The 21,897-nt window shown below is 62.2% G+C and carries 23 protein-coding genes; 18 read left to right on the forward strand and 5 right to left on the reverse strand.

The window, feature by feature from the left end:
• Position 1: 1 nt before the first annotated feature.
• Positions 2–412 carry a hypothetical protein gene (locus AAFP29_RS03580; protein WP_419215927.1) on the reverse strand — a complete coding sequence of 137 codons (411 nt, stop codon included), beginning with the start codon at positions 410–412 and terminating at the stop codon, positions 2–4.
• A 166-nt stretch (positions 413–578) separates the two neighbouring features.
• Here AAFP29_RS03580 and AAFP29_RS03585 point away from each other — a divergent pair, with 166 nt between their 5' ends.
• From AAFP29_RS03585 to AAFP29_RS03615, 7 genes are all read left to right on the forward strand, one after another.
• The gene (locus AAFP29_RS03585; RefSeq protein WP_419215928.1) at positions 579–1,397 is read left to right on the forward strand and encodes an SDR family oxidoreductase; all 819 of its coding nucleotides are present in this window, start codon (positions 579–581) and stop codon (positions 1,395–1,397) included.
• A 47-nt stretch (positions 1,398–1,444) separates the two neighbouring features.
• Positions 1,445–2,650 carry an acyl-CoA dehydrogenase family protein gene (locus AAFP29_RS03590; protein ID WP_419215929.1) on the forward strand — a complete coding sequence of 402 codons (1,206 nt, stop codon included), beginning with the start codon at positions 1,445–1,447 and terminating at the stop codon, positions 2,648–2,650.
• A complete protein-coding gene (locus tag AAFP29_RS03595; protein ID WP_419215930.1) occupies positions 2,647–3,807 on the forward strand; it encodes a phosphotransferase family protein in 1,161 nt (386 codons plus the stop codon). Before AAFP29_RS03590 ends, AAFP29_RS03595 begins: the two co-directional genes overlap by 4 nt.
• Positions 3,808–3,952: 145 nt before the next feature.
• On the forward strand, positions 3,953–4,627 hold the full coding sequence (locus tag AAFP29_RS03600; RefSeq protein ID WP_419216332.1) for a TetR/AcrR family transcriptional regulator: 675 nt from the start codon (positions 3,953–3,955) through the stop codon (positions 4,625–4,627).
• Between the two features lie 101 nt (positions 4,628–4,728).
• Entirely contained in the window at positions 4,729–5,559 is an 831-nt protein-coding gene (locus AAFP29_RS03605) for a DUF2786 domain-containing protein (protein WP_419215931.1), read from the forward strand.
• Positions 5,556–6,266 carry a TIGR04338 family metallohydrolase gene (locus AAFP29_RS03610; RefSeq protein WP_419215932.1) on the forward strand — a complete coding sequence of 237 codons (711 nt, stop codon included), beginning with the start codon at positions 5,556–5,558 and terminating at the stop codon, positions 6,264–6,266. The genes AAFP29_RS03605 and AAFP29_RS03610 overlap by 4 nt, the downstream gene beginning before the upstream one ends.
• Positions 6,267–6,321: 55 nt before the next feature.
• Complete coding sequence (locus AAFP29_RS03615; protein ID WP_419215933.1) at positions 6,322–7,074, forward strand: ABC transporter permease; 753 nt, start codon at positions 6,322–6,324, stop codon at positions 7,072–7,074.
• Positions 7,075–7,087: 13 nt separating this feature from the next.
• Here the strand turns inward: AAFP29_RS03615 and AAFP29_RS03620 are convergent, their stop codons facing one another.
• The 4 genes from AAFP29_RS03620 to AAFP29_RS03635 are packed head-to-tail and all read right to left on the reverse strand — an operon-like array spanning position 7,088 to position 10,952.
• Positions 7,088–8,065 carry a hypothetical protein gene (locus AAFP29_RS03620; protein WP_419215934.1) on the reverse strand — a complete coding sequence of 326 codons (978 nt, stop codon included), beginning with the start codon at positions 8,063–8,065 and terminating at the stop codon, positions 7,088–7,090.
• A gap of 17 nt (positions 8,066–8,082) precedes the next feature.
• The gene (locus AAFP29_RS03625) at positions 8,083–8,883 is read right to left on the reverse strand and encodes a hypothetical protein (protein ID WP_419215935.1); all 801 of its coding nucleotides are present in this window, start codon (positions 8,881–8,883) and stop codon (positions 8,083–8,085) included.
• Positions 8,880–9,935 (reverse strand): hypothetical protein, encoded by a 1,056-nt coding sequence (locus AAFP29_RS03630; protein WP_419215936.1) that lies wholly within the window; start codon positions 9,933–9,935, stop codon positions 8,880–8,882. The genes AAFP29_RS03625 and AAFP29_RS03630 overlap by 4 nt, the downstream gene beginning before the upstream one ends.
• A gap of 9 nt (positions 9,936–9,944) precedes the next feature.
• Complete coding sequence (locus AAFP29_RS03635) at positions 9,945–10,952, reverse strand: hypothetical protein (protein WP_419215937.1); 1,008 nt, start codon at positions 10,950–10,952, stop codon at positions 9,945–9,947.
• A gap of 333 nt (positions 10,953–11,285) precedes the next feature.
• Between AAFP29_RS03635 and AAFP29_RS03640 the strand changes: the two genes are divergently transcribed.
• The 11 genes from AAFP29_RS03640 to AAFP29_RS03690 all read left to right on the forward strand — a co-directional run bounded on the left by AAFP29_RS03640 (position 11,286) and on the right by AAFP29_RS03690 (position 21,893).
• The gene (locus AAFP29_RS03640; RefSeq protein ID WP_419215938.1) at positions 11,286–12,143 is read left to right on the forward strand and encodes an MlaE family ABC transporter permease; all 858 of its coding nucleotides are present in this window, start codon (positions 11,286–11,288) and stop codon (positions 12,141–12,143) included.
• Between the two features lie 4 nt (positions 12,144–12,147).
• Entirely contained in the window at positions 12,148–13,182 is a 1,035-nt protein-coding gene (locus tag AAFP29_RS03645) for a hypothetical protein (protein WP_419215939.1), read from the forward strand.
• Positions 13,179–14,192, forward strand: coding sequence for an MlaD family protein (locus tag AAFP29_RS03650; RefSeq protein WP_419215940.1), 1,014 nt, complete (start codon positions 13,179–13,181; stop codon positions 14,190–14,192). Before AAFP29_RS03645 ends, AAFP29_RS03650 begins: the two co-directional genes overlap by 4 nt.
• The gene (locus tag AAFP29_RS03655) at positions 14,180–15,244 is read left to right on the forward strand and encodes an MCE family protein (protein ID WP_419215941.1); all 1,065 of its coding nucleotides are present in this window, start codon (positions 14,180–14,182) and stop codon (positions 15,242–15,244) included. Before AAFP29_RS03650 ends, AAFP29_RS03655 begins: the two co-directional genes overlap by 13 nt.
• A 3-nt stretch (positions 15,245–15,247) precedes the next feature.
• Positions 15,248–16,366, forward strand: a complete 1,119-nt coding sequence (locus tag AAFP29_RS03660; RefSeq protein WP_419215942.1) for an MlaD family protein — start codon at positions 15,248–15,250, stop codon at positions 16,364–16,366.
• Positions 16,363–17,397 carry an MlaD family protein gene (locus AAFP29_RS03665; RefSeq protein ID WP_419215943.1) on the forward strand — a complete coding sequence of 345 codons (1,035 nt, stop codon included), beginning with the start codon at positions 16,363–16,365 and terminating at the stop codon, positions 17,395–17,397. The genes AAFP29_RS03660 and AAFP29_RS03665 overlap by 4 nt, the downstream gene beginning before the upstream one ends.
• Positions 17,394–18,368 carry an MlaD family protein gene (locus AAFP29_RS03670; RefSeq protein WP_419215944.1) on the forward strand — a complete coding sequence of 325 codons (975 nt, stop codon included), beginning with the start codon at positions 17,394–17,396 and terminating at the stop codon, positions 18,366–18,368. Before AAFP29_RS03665 ends, AAFP29_RS03670 begins: the two co-directional genes overlap by 4 nt.
• 70 nt (positions 18,369–18,438) lie before the next feature.
• Positions 18,439–19,188: a hypothetical protein gene (locus AAFP29_RS03675; RefSeq protein ID WP_419215945.1), complete on the forward strand. Its 750-nt coding sequence runs from the start codon at positions 18,439–18,441 to the stop codon at positions 19,186–19,188.
• Between the two features lie 3 nt (positions 19,189–19,191).
• Complete coding sequence (locus tag AAFP29_RS03680) at positions 19,192–20,031, forward strand: MlaE family ABC transporter permease (protein WP_419215946.1); 840 nt, start codon at positions 19,192–19,194, stop codon at positions 20,029–20,031.
• 34 nt (positions 20,032–20,065) lie between these two features.
• Positions 20,066–21,406 (forward strand): TetR/AcrR family transcriptional regulator, encoded by a 1,341-nt coding sequence (locus AAFP29_RS03685; protein WP_419215947.1) that lies wholly within the window; start codon positions 20,066–20,068, stop codon positions 21,404–21,406.
• 55 nt (positions 21,407–21,461) lie between these two features.
• A complete protein-coding gene (locus tag AAFP29_RS03690) occupies positions 21,462–21,893 on the forward strand; it encodes a hypothetical protein (protein WP_419215948.1) in 432 nt (143 codons plus the stop codon).
• The last annotated feature ends 4 nt before the right edge of the window (positions 21,894–21,897 follow it).

Here is a 21,897-nt window from a genome sequence, read left to right on the forward strand (position 1 = left end):
CTCACCGGCCTCGGACGCTTGCGACCTTCTGCTTCTCGTCGAACCACACGTGATTCTTCTTGCCGGTGATCACCAGTGACGTCTGATCCACCACGTGATAGGTCAGATCCCATTCGTCGGCGTAGGTGATGTAGACGGTTTTGCCGCCGGCTTTGGTCACCTTCGCGATCGGGACACTGTTTCCGGCGCGCTTCTTATTGTCGAAGCCGCGGTATTGCAGCCGGCCGTCGCTCTCGAATTTGCAGATCGATGCCGACTTGCTCTTGGTCTCCACCGAGGCGATTTCGGTCTGGTAGAGGCTGCATCCGGTACCGGTCGCCGCCGCCGGACCTGCGGTAATGGTGGCAACGCCGATGACGGCGATACCCGCGGCCAGTGCGCCCGACGCAGCGCGGCGCAGAGAAGTCTTCACGTTGTGCACTCCTTAGATGTGGTTGGGGTCAAGTGTCTCATTTCGAGGTTAGGTGACACTAACCAGCCCGGGTCGAGCAGGAGAATTCTGGGAAACAGTCGAACTTGAAGTCGGATTCAAGTACTGTTCGTCCTGTGAATAGAACGCGATCGGCAAGGGGCGAGCAGTGGACGTAGCGGGGAAGGTTGCCATCGTCACCGGAGGTGCGGGCGGCATTGGTGCGGCAATCGCACGCCGGCTGGTCGCCGATGGAGCCAAGGTGCTCGTCGTCGACCTCGACGCCGCGCGAGTGCGGGCGACGGCTGACGAGATCAATGCGGTGCACCCCGATTGCGCGGCGTCGGCGGCCGGCGATGCCTCCGACGCGGAGGCAATCGATCGGTGGATCGCCTTGGCGGAGAAGGCGTTCGGTCCGGTCGGCATGTATTTCGCCAATGCGGGTATCGGCGGCGCCCCCGGTCTCGAGTTGTCCGACGATCAGTGGGCCCAAGTGATCGACATCAATCTGCTCGCCCACGTACGCGCTGCACGTGCGCTCGTTCCAGCCTGGGAGGAGCGTGGTGAGGGCTACTTCGTCTCGACGGCGTCGGCGGCCGGCCTGCTCACCCAGATCGGGTCGGCCGGCTACTCGGTTACCAAACACGCCGCCGTCGGATTCGCGGAGTGGCTGTCGATCACTTATGGCGACAAGGGAATTCGTGTCAGCTGCCTGTGTCCGATGGGCGTCGACACCAAGTTGCTGCGGCCGGACGAAGGCGCCGAAGACGGTATCGGCAAACTCATGCAAAATGCGGTCGAAACCGCTGGACGTGTGCTGAGTCCAACACAGGTAGCCGACGACGTTGCCGCGGCCATCGTCGACGAGCGCTTCCTGATTCTGCCGCACCCCGAGGTGCTAGATATGTACCGGCACAAAGGCTCTGACTACGACCGCTGGCTTTCCGGTATGCGTCGCTATCAGCAGACGCTATTGGGCGCCGAGTAACACGCCAGCTGACTTTACTTCAAACCCCAACCCACACAGGAGGATCCGTGACGATTCCTGAGTTTTCCGATCGTAGCAAGGCCTATCGCGAGGACCTGCTCGATTTCATGGACAAACATGTCTACCCGGCCGAAGTCGTCTACCACCAGCAGATGCGCGAAGCCGGCAACCCACATTTCCACCCGCCGATCCTCGAAGAGCTTAAGGCGGAAGCGAAGAAACGCGGGTTGTGGAATCTCTTCACCCCCCATCCTGATTTCGGTCCGGGGCTGTCGAATCTCGACTACGCTCCGCTCGCGGAAATCATGGGTCGCAGCGAACTCGGGCCCGAGGCGTGCAATTGCAATGCTCCCGACACCGGCAATATGGAAGTCCTGATGCTCTTCGGCAGCGATGAGCACAAAGAGAAGTACCTCAAGCCACTGCTCGACGGTGAGATCGCATCGGCCTTCGCGATGACCGAACCCGCGGTCGCCAGCTCCGATGCGTCCAATATTGAGTTGCGGATGGTCCGCGACGGGGACAGTTATATCCTCAACGGCCGCAAGTGGTTTGCCTCCAATGCGATGCATCAGCACTGCAAGGTGCTCATCGTAATGGGGAAGACGGACCCGGAGGCGTCCGCGCACCAACAGCAATCGATGATGGTTGTGCCGATCGATGCCGCTGGCGTCACCGTCGTACGCAACCTTCCGGTATTCGGCTACCAGGACCGAGAGGGTCACGCCGAGATCACCTTCGAAGACGTCCGAGTGCCAGCGTCAGATGTGCTCAAAGGTGAGGGGGAAGGCTTTGCCATCGCGCAGGCCCGTCTCGGGCCGGGGCGGATCCACCACTGTATGCGCACCATCGGAATGGCCGAGCGCGCACTGGAACTCATGTGTAAACGTGCGGTCGAGCGGGTCACCTTCGGTAAGCCGCTCGCCACTCGGGGGAATATCCAGGATTGGATCGCCGAGGCTCGTATCGAAATCGAGATGGTTCGCCTGCTGACGCTCAAGGCCGCGCACATGATGGACACCGTCGGCAACCGTGAGGCAGCAACCGAGATCGCCGCGATCAAGGTCGCGGCACCCGAGATGGCGCTCAAGATTCTCGACCGAGCCATTCAGGTGCACGGCGGCGGCGGAGTTACCGACGACTTCCCGTTGGCGTCGGCTTACGCTCATATTCGTACGCTGCGGTTGGCCGATGGACCCGACGAGGTCCACAAGCGGACCATCGCCAGAAGGGAACTGAGGGCTCACGCATGACCGATGCCGCCAACGGCTTGTCCATCCCCGACGTCGACTCGTCGGCCTTCCTGAATTGGCTTGGCGGACAAGGTGTTCACCTCGCCGCGCCGATCACCGCGAACCGCGTCGGGATGGGGCAGTCGAATCTGACCTATCGGATCACCGGGGCGAGCGGAGCGACGGGGAATGGTAGCGGGGCGAGCGAAGCGACGGGGAATGTAACCGGGGCGAGCGAAGCGACGGGGAATGTAACCGGGGCGAGCGAAGCGACGGGGAATGTAACCGGGGCGAGCGAGAGCCTGGTTCTGCGTCGTCCGCCGCAAGGGCATCTGCTGGCATCGGCGCATGACGTGGCCCGTGAGGCGAGGATCATGTCGGCGCTCGGACCGTCGGCGGTTCCGGTGCCCAAGATCATTGGTGTCTGCGATGACGGTGCCGTCGCGCCGGTGCCGCTGGTGGTGATGGAGAATGTCGACGGGCTAGTGCTCGATAGCGTCGATGTCGCGCGGGCGCTCAGTGAGAAGACACGTAATCAGGTCGGTACCAACATGATTGCGGCGCTTGCCGCAGTTCACGACGTCAATCTCGACGAGGTCGGGTTATCCGATTTGGCCAGTCATAAGCCGTATGCGCAGCGTCAGCTCAAGCGGTGGACCGCCCAGTTGGCGGCGTCCAAGACGCGGGATATCCCGGCACTAGACGATCTGACTGCCAAGTTGACCGCGAATATCCCTGAGCACCAGTCAATTTCACTAGTGCATGGCGATTTTCACATTCGCAACGTTATCGTCGGCGGCGAGGACGGAGAGATCCGCGCAATCCTCGATTGGGAGTTGTCGACGCTGGGCGACCCGCTGGCCGACATGGGCAGCATGCTCGCGTATTGGACCGAGGCCGGCGAGGAGTTGCTCGGTCCGTCGGCGGATACGTTGCCCGGCTTCCCCAATCGGGCCGAATTGTCGAAGTTGTATCTCGATGCGACCGGCCGCTCGCCGGAGTCGTTGTTGTACTGGCATTGTCTTGGCTTGTGGAAGTTGGCGATCATCGCCGAGGGGGTGCTGCGTCGGGTCACCGACGTCGCGGAGAACGCGGCGCAGGCCGGTGTTCCGACGGCTGATCTCGTCGACCGCGTCGTCGAGCGTGCCAGGGCGGTCGCCGCGCAGGCGGGGTGGTAGTACCGAGGTGACCGGGGCGAGCGGAGCGACGGGAGATGTCGCCGGGGCGAGCGGAGCGACGGGGAATGTCGCCGGGGCGAGCGGAGCGACGGGGAATGGTAGCGGGGCGAGCGGAGCGACGGGAGATGTCGCCGGGGCGAGGTCGCTGACGCCGCGTGGGGAACGTACCCGCGCGGCGCTGGTGGCTGCGGCGCGAGTGATCTTCGAGCGGGACGGATTCGCCGAATCGCGGTTGATCGACATCACCGGTCAGGCCAACTGTGCCGCCGGATCGTTCTACACGTATTTCGCGAGCAAGGAAGAAATCCTGCGGGCGGTGCTCGCAGATGCCCAGGAAGACATGCTGCATCCGGGGGAGCCGCATGTGGAGGTCGATGAGGATGATCCGACCGAGGTGATTGCTGCGGCCAACCGCGCATATTTTGAGGCGTATGCGCGTAACGCGCGGCTGATGGTGGTCTTCGATCAGGTGGCGGCCACCGATCCCCGGTTTCGGCGGTTGCGTCGCGAGCGGACCGAGTTGTTTGTGCGTCGCAATGCCAAACGTATCGAAGATCTGCAGGTGCGCGGTCTGGTCGACCCGGAATTGCAACCGGAGATGGCGGCAAGTGCGCTTTCGGCGATGGTGTCGCGGATGGCTTATCACTACTTCACGCTCGAGGACGCCGATCTGTGGGATGAGATCGCTGGCCAGCCAGCGTTGGACGGTCTGGTCTTCACCGCGACCCGGTTGTGGGTCAACGCGATCGGGCTACGGGACTGGCGCCGTTCCCCGGGAAAATCTGGAAATAGTCACCCAGGCAAGGGCATATTGCCCTAGCCGGGCAACTATTCGGACGAATTTCTCGGGGTGGCGGGGGCACATGCCGAAATCCTCTTGCCGGCGCGGAACCGATTGGTGGGTTTCGTAGTCTAAGACATATGCGCGACGACAAACTTCTCTCTCGGATCTCTGCCCTGCTTCGCCAGGCGGAGGGCACCGACAATGAGCATGAGGCGCAGACCTTCATGCAGGCGGCTCAGCGATTGGCCACTGCCGCGTCGATCGATCTGACGCTGGCCCGCGCACACGATCCGGCGGCTCGTAGGAATATGTCGCCGGTCTCGCGGCAGATCACCATCGGGGAGCCGCGTAAACGCGGACTCAAAACCTACGTGCAGCTATTCGCGGCCATCGCATCAGCCAATGATGTGACCGTCGACGTCGCGCATAACGCCACTTTCGTCCTGGCCTACGGTTTCGAATCTGATATCGACACCTGTGAGGCGCTCTACACATCCCTGATCATCCAAATGGTCGCGGCATCGGATGCGTATCTGAAGTCGGGCGCATACAAGGCTGGAACCGCGCAGCGGGTGGTCACCAAGGACTACGGCTGGCGTTCGCGCAAGGTGGTCGAACAGACCCAGCTGTCGCCGATCACGGCGCGACTCAACTTTCAGTCCGCGTTCGCGGTGCGGATCGGGACCCGGTTGTCGCAGGCGCGCGACGCCGCTCGCGATGAAGCCCTGGCCGCACAGTCCGACGGACCGCGAACGTCGGTGTCGACCGCATTGGCATTGCGCAATAAAGAGATTGAGGTACAGGACTTCTACTCTGAGCAGTCGACGGCGCGGGGGAGCTGGCAGCCGTCGAGTGCGTCCGCCGGCTATTCCGAGGCGGCCCGACGCGCGGGCGACCGGGCTGGCCGACGCGCGAAGATTGGTCCCGGCCGTGAATTCGGCGGCAGTGCGGGTGCGTTGAAGGCGTGAGCGAGATCGACACTGGCCGCAGCGCGTTCTATGCGGCGGAGAAGTTGGTGCTCAACCTCTTCGATCGTGCCGGGGCGAGCGCAGCGACGGGAAATGTCACCGGGGCGAGCGCAGCGACGGGAAATGTCACCGGGGCGAGCGCAGCGACGGGAAATGTCACCGGGGCGAGCGCAGCGACGGGAAATGTCACCGGGGCGAGCGCAGCGACGGGAAATGTCACCGGGGCGAGCGCAGCGACGGGAAATGTCACCGGGGCGAGCGCAGCGACGGGAAACTTAACAGCGACCTTGGCCGGTACCACCGTCACACTGCCGCCGGAAGCGAAATTCGCGTCCGTCGAATCGATTTCGCGTTATGTCGACGATGTGTTGGCTATGCGGCCGGTTCGCGAAGCTTTCGCGCGTGCGGATGTGCCGCTGACAGTGCGCCCCCGCAACGGATTTCGGGCCGCTGAATATCGGCGAGTGGCCGACGACGACGCGGCCGGCGGCGAGATCGCCATCCCGCATCGTGGTGCCGGGTCGTGGGCGCTTCGCGAACTGGTTGTCCTGCATGAGGTTGCCCATCACCTCGACGACACCGGTGGGGCTGCGCATGATGCCGGCTTCGCCAATACATTGATCGCCCTGGTTGGTCTGGTTCTCGGACCGGAGGCAGCCTTTGTGTATCGAGTGATTCTGCACGACGCGGGTGCGGTGCGTCGGTGACACGTCCGACGGCGTGACGCCGCTAAGCTGGCGGGCGGACGAAAGGTGATAACCGATGACGCCGCTCGCGACAGTCAACTCCGAGTACATCAAGCTGACCTCCACGCGGTCGCCCTATTGGTGCGTCGCGATCGTCGTCGTGCTCTCCATCGGCATCTCGACGCTGATCGGTGCGGTGCTCGCGAGTACGCCGGACACGGGTTTGGGGATTTCTGATTATCTGCTGGGGCTCAATCAGTTCGGCGTTGTGGTGTTGATGATTATGGCGGTTCTCGGGGCGACCAGTGAGTACCGCTTCGGCACCATCCGTGCGACCTTCATCGCGACCCCCCGGCGCGCGCGGGTGTTGATCGCGAAGGCCGTGGTCTTCGGCGGTCTGGCCGTTGTGCTCAGCGCCGTTCTCGCGGTGATCAGCCTCGGTGCGGTGAAGGCGCTGGCCGGCTCGTCGAGCAAGTTCTCCTTCGGTGATGCCGATGCGCTGCGGCAACTCTGGGGAACTCCGATCTGGGCGTTGCTCTGCGTCATCGTCGGATTGGGCGTTGGCGCGCTGGTGCGTCACACCGCCGGGGCCGTGGTGATCATCCTGGTGTGGATGCTGGTTGCGGAATCGATTCTGGCGGTATTGCCGAAGGTTGGTTCGGCGATTGGTCCATTCCTACCGTTCCGCAATGGTTCGCGGTTCCTGAGTTCCACCGCGTCATCGCCCGACTACCACTGGAATTCTTATGTGTCCCTTGGGTATTTCGCGCTATTCGCGGTGCTGGTGTTCGTCGCCGCGATAGTCGTTGTGGAGCGCCGGGACGCCTGAGCCGCCGGAGCGGCTACTCGTAGGTGTTGAACTGGCCCGGCCTGCTCAGGGACGCCGTCTTGACCTTCTTTCCCTTTGCGGCACTGATGATCTGACCCTGCCATGCGACCAGGCAGGCGGCCTGGGGTGACTGGTAGATCCGGGTGAGAATCGGGGCCAGCACCTTGGCTAGATTGCCCTCGGCGGCCAGGAACTGCGACCGATAGGGCCCATAGAATGGGAGTATCGCTTCCAGCACAACGGTTTCGGCGCCCTGCACCTGCTTGATGATGGGGTTGATCCAGGAGATGTTGGCGTTGATCACCGGTTCGATCTCGGCCAGGATCGGACCAGCCAATTGCATCAGTGGCTGGTACACCGAACCTAGTGCGAAGGCTTCGGAGGAAAACGGTCCGGCCGCGGGTGCCAGCAGAATCATCGACGCCAGCCCGCCACTCTTTTCCGGCTTGGGCCAGCCCAGGGGGCAGGCGGCCTGGCCGGTCAGCGGCTCGGCGGATAGTCCAGCGATGCCAGTCGAGTTGGGATCGATGGCCACCGAGTTACCCGGTTTGGCGGTGCCAGAGGGAACTGTTCCGCTCGGCGAGCCGCCGATCGGGACGGTGCCAGTGGGCGCGGTCCCGGTTGGTGAGTTACCGATCGGAACCGACGCCGCCGGGGCGGGGCCGGTTGCCTTGGGAACAGTCACCGGCGCACCGGGTTTGGCTATCGGACCGGTGTTGGGGGTCTGGGCTTGATTCAGTGCGGCCGGGGTACTGGTGACAACGTAATGCGTCGGTCCGCTGGTCGCATACCAGGTTGAGACGAACAATGCGACGAGGATTGCCAGGGTGCCCCCGGCCCGAACGGCCGGGATCAGCGGCCGACGCCGATGGATCTGCTCGGCCGGACTGTCCTCGACGGCGTCGAAAGCTGTTGCGGCACCGGCCACTTCACCAAGATCCAATTGATCGGTATCGGTGTCGTCTGTTGCGCTCGGGGTGATGTTGGTCATGAGAGTCCTTGCGTGAGTTACGAAGTGCTCGACGGCCCAGCGGCCTCGGGACGATAGGTGCCGGTCAAATGCCAGACTCCGGTGAACCCGTTGAACGGCCCGCCGACAATGAGGCTGGTCCATTGCAGGGTGTAGGTCTTGGTATCCGAATCGAGAGTTCCGGTAGCTGCCGGGCCGGTGCCCGCGACGGTGGCGTCTTGACGTTCCCACTGGTTACGAACCCAGTCCCAGGCCCGTTTCGCCTCCGCGGCGCCGGGCACCTGTGCGCTGGCTTTCGCCGGCGGCTTGGGCGCGCCCTGGTTGAATTCCTGGTTGTTCCAGGATGCCGCCCAGGACACCAATTGCCCGGTGAGTGTACCGCCCGCGTTCGTCACCGTCGGTGGTGCGAGCTTGTGTTTCGTCTGCGGGTCAACGGGATTGGTTGACGTACCGAATAGTACGCCGAAGAATCTCGTGGGCTTCATGATCGAACCGGCCAACGAATCACCATTGCGGAAAGCGGGTTTCGGCTCGGACTGATAGCCGCCGAGACGAACTCCGCGTTCGCTACCGGGCTCCAGTAGTGTGACGCTGCCGCCGTCGACTGGCGAATCACCGTTGGGCATATAAGGACCCGCGTCGGCGGTGCCACCTGGCTGCACCATCTTGAACCACGAACCGCCCAATTTACCGTCCTTGAACGATCCAGGGCTCAGTTCCAACAGGCCGGTCAATTCGCCGTCGGCGACCGGGGTGGACGACGAACACGACGTCAGCCCGACGGCCAGCAATGCGGCACACAACGTCGCGCAGAAGGTGTGTCGAATGGAAATACTCACGTGGATAGAACCTTTCGCGATGAATCTGGGGTGAGTGCCGCGACACCGACGGCGAGGCCGATCAGGCCTGCCGCGAATAGCAACCAGGGCAGGGCGGCGAAGGCGCCGAAACCCAGTGGGCGCGTGCGATTGTCGAGGGAAGCGACGCCGTCGAAGTTCTTGAGGTTGTCGTTCATCACGCCGATCAGGCCAGCGAAATCCGACGACATCGGCTGCCACCGTTGATTGAGCTGGCCGACCTGGGCAACCGCGACATCGGGAGCTTTCGATGAGGCGCGAACCGCTGGAAGGTAGCGGCTGTCAACGTCGCCGACCGCGCCGACCAGCACGACGAAGTAGCCCTGCACCTCCCGAACCTTCTCGGTGGTCATGATCGGCTGTAGCGATTTCAATAGTGCCCCACCGGAATTCGCGTTCGATGCCAACCCGGTGAGGAATGGTGATGCGGCAAGTACCACGGCAACCGCGATGATTGCCGCGCCTACCCGCCGTGTCCCAGCCTTCCGGCTGCGGCGTAGTCCCCACACCCCCAAACCGATGAATAGTAGCCCGGCGCCGACCGGAATGAACGGCACACCCGCGATCGAACGGATCGCCGCGAGATGATCGTAGTCATCTCGCGCGGAATCGATCTGGTCGATCATCGCTGACATATCGGCATGGATTGCCGGGTACTGCTTGACGAATTTCTGTAGTTGGGGATAGCGCGCGGTGTCGATGCCGGTGGCGTCGTCGATGGCGACGACGCCACCGCGTACCGTCTCCAAGGTCGCTAGATCCGATTGAAACTGTTGCAGCGTAGTAGATTTCGTGTATGGCGCGAAGTCGGTGATCATTGCTTGGGCTTGGGCTGCCGGATAGAAGAATCCACCGGCAATAGGGGCGATGACTAGTGCGAGTCCCACGACGATTGCTGCGAAGAACGGCCAGCGGCGCCGCGGCTGGTTCGGAGAGTTGACCGGAGTCGGTGTTGACTCCGTGGCGTCAGCGGCTGATTTGTCCGTCGGCGCACCTGGATAGGCGGATAACTCGATACTACGGTCGACACTCATCGGTCTCCTTTAGTCGGAGCCGCGGCGGCGGGAGAACAGTCGATCAGCATTGGTCAGCAAAGCCGCTGCCACCGCGGTGATTACCACCAGGACAGGCAGCAGCCAGCGCGGTTGTCCGCTGGATGCGGGCACGTCCAGTGACTGCACTGTCGTCTGCGGGTTGCCTGCCACCTGAGTCACCGTAGCGTTGGGATTGCCCGCCGGCTGCGCGCCGGGCACTGCCGGCGCGGTGGTGGCACCCGGTGCGTTGGTCTGTCCCGGTACTGGAGCCGGCGTGGCGGCCGGATTAGCTGGTGCCGCAGCAGAATTCAGCCCGGTGCCGCGGAAGGTTCCGGTGAGATGCCAAAGCCCGGTGAAGTTGTTGAATGGCCCGCCGACGATCTGCGAGGTCCATTCCAAGACGAACGCACCGCTTGCGGGATCGATGGTGCCTCGCACCGGGGTGGTCTTGCCTGGTAGACCGCCGCCGGGCTTGGGGGCACCTTGATTGAAGACCTGCCGATTCCAGGTGACACCGAAACTGGACAGGTCCCCGGAGAGGGTTGTGCCGTCGGCATAGATCTGCGGTCGAGACGTACCTCGGGCGGTCTGCGGGTCAGTCGGGTTGGTGGCGGTGGCAAAGCCGACGCCGTAGAACTTCACCGGTCGCGTGACGCTGCCCGATATCGCGTTACCCGAACCGTCGAAAGCATTCGACGGCTGCGCCTGGTAGGTGCCGCTTGTGAGTCCTCCCGCGGTCCCGGGTGCCAGCGGCGTGACGGTCTTATCTGAACAGGTCGAGTCGCTATTGGATAGGAATGGGCCGCTGGTATTGCCGGCCGGCAGGATCATGCGGAAGAAGGAGCCGGTGACTGAGCCACCCGAGCAGACACCGGATTGCAGAGCGAATGATCCCTGCAATGCCGACGGTGCGGCATCGGCCGGTGCCGCGGCGAAGAGTGCGGGTGCGGCGATGATGCCGACGGCCGCGGTCAGCCGGGCGAGCCGGTGACGGGATGAGGTAAGGACGGACTTCACTAAAGGCTCCAAGATCACGGCGCACCAATGGATTGAAATGCGCATTCGTTGTCACAAACTAGCCGGTCGACCGGCCAGCGGGAGGTTTAGAACCTGGGTGATTCTGGCAGCCTCCCCAGGGGCCTTTCATAAACCGAATTGGTCGTCAGTCCTAACCTGGCAGCGGCCATCTACTGCGCGAACGTTCGGTCGGCAAGGCTCAATTTATGCGCTGTGAACTGTATGGAAGGTGATCATATGAGATATATTTCTCGGTTTTTACCCGTTCAGGGTGTCACTCGTGTAGCTTTCGCTGAGACGTAAATCACTGCGGAAATCGAACGAGGGATGTGGATGGGAAGTCCAGCGGCATATCGCCCTCGTGGGCTCGGTTGGCTATACCGCGGTGCCGACGACGCGGAAACGGTACTAGCCGACATCGGCCATCTCGTTTCGTTCGTCTACTACGCGCTCCGCTACGCGCCATCCGCGATGTGGAGGTTTCGCGCGCAGACTGTTCGTACGGTCACCGACCTCGCATGGGGTCGTGGCGCGATTATCGTCGGCGGCGGCACCGCGCTGGTGATGGCGGTATTGGGACTCGCGGCCGGTGCGACGGTCGCGATCGTCGCGCACGGCACGCTGAACATGCTTGGACTTGGCTCAGTCGCCGGATCGGTGTCGTCCTTCGCGATCACCCGTGAGTTCGCGCCGCTGCTGGCCGCACTCGGATTCGCCGTCCAGGCCGGCTGCCGAATGACCGCGGAGATCGGATCGATGCGGATCAGCGAAGAGATCGACGCCTTGGAAGTGGTCGGGGTGCATTCGATCGCATTTGTGGTGTCCACCAGAGTCATCGCCGGAGTCATTACCATCATCCCGACCTTCCTGGTCGCCGTCATCGCCAGCTATCTCAGCAGTTCACTGGTGGTTCGTATGCGGGGTGAGTCGCCAGGTGCCTACGCACATTATTTCAACCAATTCGTGAACTTCCCCGATTTGGCGCTCGCGACGTTGAAGGTGACGATCTTCGTGATCGCCGTCATCGTCATTCATTGCTACAAGGGCTATTTCGCGGCCGGCGGTCCAGAGGGTGTCGGGGTGGCATCGGGTCGCGCGATCCGCGCGAGTCTAGTGGCGATTGTCGCACTCGACCTCGTTCTCACCGTCGCGTTCTGGGGCATCAACTCGCCCTTCACATTCCGAGGATGAGCTGATGCCAGACTTTCGTGCACCCGGTATGTCCGCGCCTCGGCGGGTATTCGCTCGCCGTGCGGTGTTCTTCCTTGCCGCTTCGGTGGTAATTCTCCTGGCGACGATCCTCGTGGTAAAGCTGTTGCCCGACAACAAGACTGTAGTCACTATGCATACCGACACTCTGGCCGGTGGCATCGTCGACGGGGCGGCGGTGGTGCTCAATGGCGCCGAGGTCGGCACGGTTACCTCACTGACAAAGGTATCGCCGGGCAAATACGAGATCGCGCTGGCGATCGACAACAAGTTTCTCGGAAAGCCAGGTTTATTGAGCAGCGCGACCCTAGTCTCGTATGCACCCAAGAATCTCTTCGGCATTGCCGCCGTGGTACTCAAGTCGCAGCCCGGCGGTGACCCGATCGGCAACGGTGATGACTTCTATCCCGACCAACCGGTTGACGCCACGCTGACGACGTTGTTGCGCAACCTGAATGACTTGCAGACCGATGCCTTCGCGCCGTATATGGGCGACATCCTCAGGTCGGCCAACCAGGCGACGATGGGGCTGCTGCCGATCATCGGCGTTCTCGGCAAACTCGCGAGCGATATCGCCGACACCCAGAAGATTCCGACGGCGAAATCGCTGCCGAGGTTCAAAGAATTGATCGCACGACTGCGCGACACCACCGGGTTGGTGTTCCCGTCGCTGGTGAGCCTCGTTCACTGGGACGCCCCACAGCAGCCCGGCTACGTCGAAAAGCAGCACAGGGGATTGAGCTATGTCAGCACCACCACGATGGAAGACGTCGGAAATCTTTTGTCCAACAAGGAACTCGGCGGAGTTCTCGTCGTCGCGCCGACCGGAGTGCAACTTCTCGACCGAATCATGAAAACCTTTCCCGAGGCGCGCAAGAACGGCATCCAGATCGCGACCCTGATCGATCGGATCAACGCCGCGCTTCGGCCCGGCCCACAGGGGCCGGTGATGACCGTCGACGTGGTGCTCGCCGGTATTCCCGGCGTCGCCGCCGCACTCGGAATCGGAGGGAAGCGATGAAATCACCGCTACGATCGCTCATCTATCTGATCGTGTTCGCGATCGTCGCGGTTGGCGGCGGCCTGTTCATCGCGAATGGCATCTCACGTCCGGTCGCCGGTCAAACAGTCACTTACACAGCCGAATTCACCAATGTTTCGGGGCTGCGCGTTGGCAACGACGTCCGCTTGCTCGGGACCCGGGTCGGCAAAGTGACCGGCGTCGAACTGTCGTCGGATGACACGATGGCGTTGGTTACCTTTACCCTGCTCGGCGACCAGCACGTATACGGCGACTCAAAGCTCGCGATCCGCTATCTCAACCTAACCGGTATCCGCTATCTCGACTTGCAACAGCGGTCCGGGCAGGGAACGCCACGATCTCCGCAAGTGCCGATCGGCGTGGAATCGACCACGCCGTCATATGACATAACGACGGTATTCCACGGTCTCGCACCGGTTTTCGCGGTAATGGACCCCGCCGACATTAATCATTTCTCGGAAAGTCTGCTGGCCCTGATCCAGGGTGACGGCACCGGTTTCGGTGAGGTCATCGACTCGTTGACTCGCGTGTTGCAATTCGTCGACAACCGTTCTGCCCTGGTGAACACCTTGATAGACAACCTCTCTCAGGTGTCCGGGGCGATCGGTGGCCGCGCGGGATTCGTCGGCCAACTGATCGGTTTTCTGAAGGAATTCGGCTTCGCCGTCGCGAAGGCGATTCCCTCGGTCCGTGAGTATGCCGACTCGACCGGCAATGTCATCATCGCGATCGATCGGCTGTTCGCGGCGATGGGATTGCGGCCCAATAACACCCCCGACGCCAACGCGGTGGTGCGCCAGGTGATGCCGATCGCTCGCAGCGTGGTCGGGGTGATGTCGCTCGCGCCAGGCCTGCTGAACGCGCTGAACAATATTCTGCCCGCTGGCGGGCCGACGGCGCCGCTGACGTGCTCCAAAGGCCGTGCCCAACTGCCAGCCAGTGTTGCTGTCTTTCTTCGGGGAACGCAGGTGACGTTGTGCAAGAAGTGAATTCGAGCGCATGGTCCAAAGTCGTGGGATCGCCGGGCCGTGTACTCGCACGCATAGTCGACAAGCCGGCGCTCACCAACGCGCAGCGTGAGCGCGGCGAAGTACGTTGGGGCATCGCGGCAGTTGTGCTTGCAGCCGTGATCGGGTTGGTCGCCGTCGGGATCTATGTCCTGACCCCTGGCCAGTACCGAATCACCGCCCGATTCGCCGAGGCTGGCCAAATCCGAGTCGGCGACAATGTGCGGGTCGCGGGTATCCCGGTCGGTTCGGTGCACCGGGTCACCCTCGCCGATGATCATGTCGACGTCGAGATGTCGGTCAGCAACGATGTACGGATCGGGTCCGAATCGAGGGCGGACGTCAAGATGCTCACAATTGTCGGCGGATCCTTCGTGGATATCACCTCCAGCGGAGATATGCCGTTGGGGGATAAAGCTATTCCCGTCGATCAGACCTCGATCCCATATTCGCTGATGGAGACCTTTCAGATCGCGCAGCCCAAGCTCGCGCGTATCGACGCGGCGCCGCTGCGTGAGGTCCTGGTACAGATGCAGACCGGCCTGTCGGACAACCCTGGAGCACTGCGGCGCGACTTGACCACCATGTCGTCGATGCTGCGCAACGTCAACGCACGCCAGGATGAGTTCGGGGCGCTGCTACGACTGGCCGCTCAGTACACGCGCGAACTGAATGTCAACGGCGATGTGGTGACGGCGGTCGTCCGCAATCTCAGTGCGTTCATCTCCGAACTCGAGTCGGTTGGCGTTCGCGCTGCCTACGGTGTTGGTGCACTCGCCGGCATGCTTGAACGCGTCAAGGGCCTGGCGATCGAATATGCGAAGGATATCGATCCTCTTGTCCGGCAGGTCGATTCCATCGGCCGTGAATTCGGGCCGGCGCTGCGGCGCTACACCCCGATGATCGATTCGGCACGTGCGCTCATCAAACGTCTGGAAGGCATGGTCGGTCCGGATGGCAGTGTCAAGCTCAGCTCGGCACCGTTGGTGTTGTCGTCGGATATCTGTGTCCCCTTGCCGGGAATGGGGTGCTGAGCGATGTTGAGCAGAATTCTCGGCTCCAAGTGGCTGGTCACCGGCGCAGTGCTAGTACTGGCAATCGGGGCTGTTGCCGTCGGTACCTTCGGCGGCAAGCTGACTCGGTCCGCGACCACCTATTGTGCCGAGATGAGCGACGCCGTCGGCATGTTCGTGGGCAATCCGGTGACCAAACGAGGCGTGTCGATCGGTGAGGTGACCAAAGTCGAGTCGGTCGGTGATCACGCGGTGATCACCTTCACTGTTCAAGACGGCCAACGTATTCCGGCGAATATCAAGGCCGCGACGGTATCCCCGTCGATTATCGCGGTTCGTCAATTGGCGCTACTCGACGGTGACGCTGGCGGGCCGTCGCTCGCAGACGGGGCCTGCATCGCCCGCGACAACACCAGCACTCCCGTATCGATCAGTAAGGCGCTGGAGAGCGTATCGAAACTAGGGCAACAACTGACCACCGGTGGCGGCGTGGAACAGATGGTCAAGGTCTTCGGCAGCATCCGCACCGTGAATACCGAGCTGGCCGGCACCGGGCCATTGCTTAACTCGATCATCAAACAGTTGGCAGTGCCCGGCCGTACCCCGATCAACGGCGCACTTGCCGACCTGGCAACCGTCATCGACAACACCAGCGGATTGACGAAAGGCCTGGCCGGCAACCTGCCGTTGATGCGTGAATTCGTCGAATCGATCAACCCCACCTTTGTATCGTCGGTCGGAATCCCGCTGTTGGACAACATCAGTCGGGTCGTGCTCGCGTTGCCAGAGACCGTCAACGTCGCAGCCGACGTACTTTCGCGCTACCAACATTTCGCGTGGCCCGCACTCGACGTCGTGGTACCCATAGCCAGGTTGGTCGGCGCAGGTATGCGCAACTTTGGCGATCTGCTCGGCATCGTGCCAGTGCTGATCCGGGCCTTCAACATCTCCTTCGATCAGCAATCCCTCGGGGTGCGGATCTCGTACACACCGCCGAAAACTCGTGTCCCCGCAAAGAATCCGTCATTGACCTGTGCCAATGTCAACCGGATCTTCCCCGGACAATGCCATGTCATCGACCCCGGTCATCTCGAGGTCGACGCATTGCGACTCGCGCTATTGCTGACGGGGGTGGCACGATGATCGCGCTGCGAAATCGACTGACGCAGATGTTGATCGGGGTCATCGCCGTAGTGAGTCTGACCGGATGTTCGGCGGCCTTCTCGCCCGAGCGGCTACCGACCGCGGCGGGTATGCGGGACGGCTGGACGATGCATATCCGATTTGGGACGGTGATGAACCTGCCGAACCAATCGAAGGTAATGGTCGATGGCATCGATGCCGGTGTGGTGTCGGCGATCCGGCCCGATCACGACGCGGCCGTCGCGACCCTCACCATCAATCGCGGAGTGGTAGTCGGCGCGAAAGCCGTTGCCGAGCTTAGGCAGGACACCCTGCTGGGGGACACTTATGTGTCGTTGGCCAACCCGTCCGATGCCTACTCCCAGCCCCTCGCGTCGGATGCGACACTCGGTCCCCAGCAGGTCAAGGCGCCGGTGCAGATCGAAGATCTATTCGTCAGCCTGTCCAATTTCCTTGGCGGCGGCGCGCTACCCGAACTCGGCAGCTCATTCGCCAAGGTCAATGGACAGTTCCCCGACGATCCAGCCGTAGTGCGAAGGCTCACTGCAACTTTCGCGGAAACGCTCACCGCCTGGGGCGACAATATCGGCGACCTCAACGGCACCTTGCAGCAGCTCACCGAGATGACAGCGACTTTGGCGAATTACTCGTCGACGTTGAGTTTCGCCCTCAGCCCGCCGGGAATGACCCAGGTCAAGGGACTCACCGATCCACGCCTGCTCGGTGATCTGGTAGTTGGGTTATCGCGCAGCATGCGGCCGATGGTCCCGGCGATTCCCCTGTTGAAGTCGTTGACCCGGATGATCGACAGCGTTGTCATTCCGTATCTCGTTCCCGGCTGGCCGCAGTACGCGGGACAAGACTCCAATGCGACACGGCTGGTGGATCTGTTGACCAACAAGGTGATTCCGTTCCTGAAGAATATTCCCGCGGTGAATGTGCGTAGTGTCGCGATTGAGGGAGGGGTTACCGATCGCGAGTTGGCCGATCGGTTGGTCAAGGTTTTCCGGACGATGGGGATGGTTCGATGAAGTCGCGGGTCGCGCGTGAGTTCTCGGTCAACGTCGCGGTGTTCGCCGTGGTGATCATTCTGGGTGGCGTATACCTGGCGGTCAATGTCTACGAATGGCGGCCGGGAACCCGATACCACTCGGTGACGATGTCGATGACCGACACCGACTTGGTAGCGGTCGGTACCGGGGTATTCGTCAACGGGATGAACGTCGGAGAGGTGTCGGCCGTCGAGCTGGAACCAACGGGTGCCCGGTTGACGATGAAATACCCAAGTAGTCAACAGATTCCGGCCGATACCTCAGTGGAGGTTGGCATGCAGTCAGCGCTGGGCGAGCCGTATGTGAATTTTGTGCCGAAGACATCGAAGGGCCCGTTCCTCTCCGATGGTGCGGTGATCTCGGCTGACCGGATTGCCGAACCGGAGTCGATTCCCGGCATTTTCGAGATGATTTCCGACCTGTCGAGTGTCACTGCCGCCGATCCCCTTTCTGGAGTATTGAAGACGGTCTCGCAGGCACTTGCCGGTACGGACGACGCGATGGGCCGGATCAGTGACGGCAGCCGACTTATCGCCGGCGTCTTGATGTCTCGGTCAGCGCAACTGAGGTCGATGTTCGCCAATACCCAGATCTACACCGGCGATATCGAATGGCTGGTGGACGCGCTACCCGGGTTTGGCAGCGCGGTGGACACCATTTTCGTGCGCTATCTCGGCACGCTTCACGCGCTGGAATCCACCTTCGCCAAATCCGATCTCCACCAGAAATTCAGTGAGGTCATCGACCCGTTCCTGGTGAAGCTCAACGGGTACCTCACCGACGTCATCCCGAATGTTGTCGACGCCATCGGCCCGATGATGCCAATAGCGACAGCTCTCAACGAGACTCTGCCGATGATTGACGTCAGCGAATTGCTCTCGCGCGCATTGCAGATGATGGGGTCGGGCGACAGCGCGCGATTCGTGATCAGACCCTCGGCGCCCAACTAGCCTGGCGCCCAAGTATTTCGGTGACGCGGCCTCCGGTTGCCGCACCCGCGAACCTATGGAAGGGAAGCACATGATTGATCTCGACAAGCCGACTGCACAGGACGAGGCTGACATCGACGAGGCTGCGGACAACGCCACCGTCGAGGTCCAAGCGGATACTGCTGAGTCGCCCGCCGCGAAGACTGAGCTGGTGAAAGCCAGACGCCAGCTTACGGTTTCGTTGAGTGGGTTGGTTGCCGGCGTGGTTGGCACCGCGATCGTCGCGGCCCTGGTCGCCGCATTGGTGATCTTCATGGTTCGCGACTTTTCCGCACGTGATGACTTGGACGCCATGCGGGCGGATATCGCCGGTCGCGCCAATGCGGAGAAGATCGCCGGACAGTATGCGGTGACCGCCGCGACTCTCGACTACCGCGACCTCACGCCGTGGATCGCGAATATGAAAAAGGGCGTGAGCGACGATCTGCGCAAACAGTATGACGTGATCGGACAGGCGATGGAGCAGGTACTCACCCCGCTGCGAATGCAGACCACCGCCGATCTGGTGGTGGCCAAAACCGTTGCGGTGAACGGGAATATGTATCGGGTGCAGGCCGTGGTGAATGTGAACACGAAAACTGTCCAGACTCCGAACGGCGGGTCTACGACCGCTGTCTACGCATTGACTCTCGACAAGGGCCGCGACTGGACCATCACATCGGTCGGTGACCCGACATCGGCGATCGGAAATATCAACCCCAACGCCAATCCCGGTGGCAACCAAGCAAATCCGGTGCCGAGCGCGACGTCGTCGCCGACCACCCCGCCCGCCGGGGGTTAACCGATGACCACTGTCGCGGCGGGAGCGCTGAACAACCGGGAAATCCTGCTGACTAACCTGCGGGACAACGCTGTGGGACCGGTGCGGACCCTCGGTCGTACCTTTTCGCTCGCCGTCACCGCCGTCGCGCAAATGGTCATCGATGTTCTCCGTGGTCGACTGAAAGTCAAAGAGACGGTGGTGCAGGCTTGGTACATGGTGAGCGTCACCGCGCTGCCCGCCTTCCTGATGGCGATCCCGTTCGGTGTCATCGTGACGATCCAGATCGGCAATGTGATCAATCAGCTTGGCGCCCAATCACTTCTCGGAGCCGGCAGCGGTTTCGCGGTGATCCAGCAGGCCGCGCCGCTGGCATCGGGGATGTTGCTCGGCGGCGCCGGAGCGTCGGCGATCGCGGCCGACCTGGGTGCGCGGACGGTACGGGAGGAAATCGACGCGATGCGGACGATGGGGATCGACCCGGTACAGCGTCTGGTGGTGCCGCGCATTATCGCGTCAGTGATCGTGGCACCTCTACTCGCTCTGTTCATTATCGGCGTCGGGGTGATCGCAGCGTTCTATCTGGCGATTACGCTGCAAGGCGTCGGTCCGGGCAGTTACTGGCAGTCGTTCGGTGCGTTCGCCTCGCTCCGCGACATCTGGCTCGCGATGATCAAAGCTGTGGTGTTCGGGTTTATGATCGCGGTGATCGGCTGTCAGCGGGGACTGGAAGCGCGTGGCGGCCCCCGTGGCGTAGCCGACGGCGTGAATGCGACGGTGGTGGTGTCGACGGTGGCGATCATAGGCGTGAATCTGGTGATGACTCTGGTCTATTCGGTATTCTTCCCACTGCAATTGGGGTGAGGGGACTAACTTTCGGAGAGGTGGTCGCAGAACTGTGACGCAGGTGTCGGGGAGTCATACCGAGCTGCCACGCGGCCGCGGCCGGCCGCCGGTTCAGGGATTGTGGGACCGCCGACGCGAGGAGATCGTGACTGCCGCAATCGAAGTCATGTCATCGGTGGGTTATGAAGAAGCGTCGATGGCAGAGATCGCCCGGGTGGCCGGGATTGGCTCGGCCACCATTTATCGATATGTCGGAAGTAAGCGGGAACTACTCGACGACGTCTTTGAAGCGGTGACCCGACAGGTGGTGGCAGCCCTGCTTCCCGCGCAGCCATCTGTCGATTCCACGGACCTGGACATCATCGACCAGGCGAGTATTGTCGGCGGACGACTCTACGATCTGATCGAATCGGATCGCGCTCTCGTCAAACTGCTTGCGGTACAAGCAAGTGCCGTCGACAAGGGGTTGCAAGAACGGGTGCTGCGGATCAACGCATTGATCAACGCGCAGATTTCGGCCTCGCTCGGACGGGTCACCATCGGTGCGGCCCGACCCAGGTCGAAGGCTGAGCGTGACCTGTTCGCCCGGCTGATCGTCGGGCTTGGCGTGCCCGGTGCGGTTGTCACCACCAGAGGAACGACAACGCCCAGGCATCGGCGCGGATATGTTCGGTCGATGAAATCGATTGCGCTGCAAGGGATGCTCAATCCAGACGAGCGAGTCACGGCCGTGGTCCTCGCGCGACTGTCGAGGCGACTTGCCGATTCCGGAACGGCCCGGGCGGTGGAAGCGTCAACTCGACCGGTGTCACGTCGGTCGGAGATTCTCGACGCGGCGCTGGAATGTTATGCGGCGCAGAGTTATCGGGAGACGGGAGCGTCGGCGATCGCCGAACGCGCCGGAGTGAGTCACGGAACCTTCTACAATTATTTCGACAACCGGCGCGAAGTGGTCGATCAACTGATCGCCCGTGAGACGCGAAATCTTATGGCGCTGATCGAGTTCCAGCGACCCCGGCCACGTACCGCCGTCGAATTTCAGATCGGACTGGCCGCCATCGTACGACGACTGGGCAGCTACGCGGCCAAGCATCGTACCGCCCTCGAATTCATCATCCTGGAGGCGCCAGGCGTCGACGACCGTGCGCTGAACGCGCTGCTCGAGCTGTGGGAACAGTTGCTGTGGCTATGCGAGGCATATGTGCGATCGGGTGTCGCCGATGGCTATCTGCGCGCCGACGTCGAAGCGGATTTCCTCGCCGAAGCCTTACTGGCGGTGCTGTATACGTCGATCACCGCCACGGTGGTTCGGCCGACGGCGTCGGTCGACTTCGACACGCGGGTGGCGACGACTGTGGCGTTTGCCTGTCATGGTTTGCGTTCGCATGGCTAGTGTGGAGTTAACCTGGGCGCCGCGTGCGCCATGTCACCGACGAAAGGCTTGAGATATGTCCTTATTGTCCGTCCGCCGCCGCAACACTCCCGTGCCGGCCGCTGAGCCGCCGGTAGTCGTCGAGGCGCCGGAATCAGAGTCATCGCGCGGAATCGAAGGCTGGACCCGTATCGGTGGAGCCGGCCTCGCGGGTACCGGACTACTGCATTTCGCGGCGCCGAAACTGTTCGTGCCACTGACGCGAGTCGCGTTTCCCGAGCAGACTGAGCGTTTCGTGACCGTGAACGGCACGCTGGAGACTCTGATCGGTACCGCGTTGCTCTCGGCGCGCACCCGCCTGTTCGGCTATATCGGACTGCTGGTCTACCTGTTCTACTTGGGCTTCAACGCGAAGACCACTCGCGAAGAGGCTGCGGTCGCCAAGGCCACGCAGCCGAATGTGGTGCCCAGCGTGGTCCCGGCGCCGACAGTCGCCGACACGGCGTAGTCAG

The sequence above is a fragment of the Gordonia sp. CPCC 205333 genome, from assembly GCF_048537885.1.
Classification (GTDB): domain Bacteria; phylum Actinomycetota; class Actinomycetes; order Mycobacteriales; family Mycobacteriaceae; genus Gordonia.

Bases quoted from the DNA above. Each gene is read 5' to 3' on its own strand.
- AAFP29_RS03665 (WP_419215943.1), top strand. From the start codon at position 16,363: ATGATCGCGCTGCGAAATCGACTGACGCAGATGTTGATCGGGGTCATC.
- AAFP29_RS03630 (WP_419215936.1), bottom strand. From the start codon at position 9,935: ATGAGTGTCGACCGTAGTATCGAGTTATCCGCCTATCCAGGTGCGCCG.
- AAFP29_RS03680 (WP_419215946.1), top strand. From the start codon at position 19,192: ATGACCACTGTCGCGGCGGGAGCGCTGAACAACCGGGAAATCCTGCTG.
- AAFP29_RS03620 (WP_419215934.1), bottom strand. From the start codon at position 8,065: ATGACCAACATCACCCCGAGCGCAACAGACGACACCGATACCGATCAA.
- AAFP29_RS03595 (WP_419215930.1), top strand. From the start codon at position 2,647: ATGACCGATGCCGCCAACGGCTTGTCCATCCCCGACGTCGACTCGTCG.
- AAFP29_RS03690 (WP_419215948.1), top strand. From the start codon at position 21,462: ATGTCCTTATTGTCCGTCCGCCGCCGCAACACTCCCGTGCCGGCCGCT.
- AAFP29_RS03675 (WP_419215945.1), top strand. From the start codon at position 18,439: ATGATTGATCTCGACAAGCCGACTGCACAGGACGAGGCTGACATCGAC.
- AAFP29_RS03650 (WP_419215940.1), top strand. From the start codon at position 13,179: ATGAAATCACCGCTACGATCGCTCATCTATCTGATCGTGTTCGCGATC.
- AAFP29_RS03670 (WP_419215944.1), top strand. From the start codon at position 17,394: ATGAAGTCGCGGGTCGCGCGTGAGTTCTCGGTCAACGTCGCGGTGTTC.
- AAFP29_RS03640 (WP_419215938.1), top strand. From the start codon at position 11,286: ATGGGAAGTCCAGCGGCATATCGCCCTCGTGGGCTCGGTTGGCTATAC.
- AAFP29_RS03660 (WP_419215942.1), top strand. From the start codon at position 15,248: ATGTTGAGCAGAATTCTCGGCTCCAAGTGGCTGGTCACCGGCGCAGTG.
- AAFP29_RS03615 (WP_419215933.1), top strand. From the start codon at position 6,322: ATGACGCCGCTCGCGACAGTCAACTCCGAGTACATCAAGCTGACCTCC.
- AAFP29_RS03605 (WP_419215931.1), top strand. From the start codon at position 4,729: ATGCGCGACGACAAACTTCTCTCTCGGATCTCTGCCCTGCTTCGCCAG.
- AAFP29_RS03645 (WP_419215939.1), top strand. From the start codon at position 12,148: ATGCCAGACTTTCGTGCACCCGGTATGTCCGCGCCTCGGCGGGTATTC.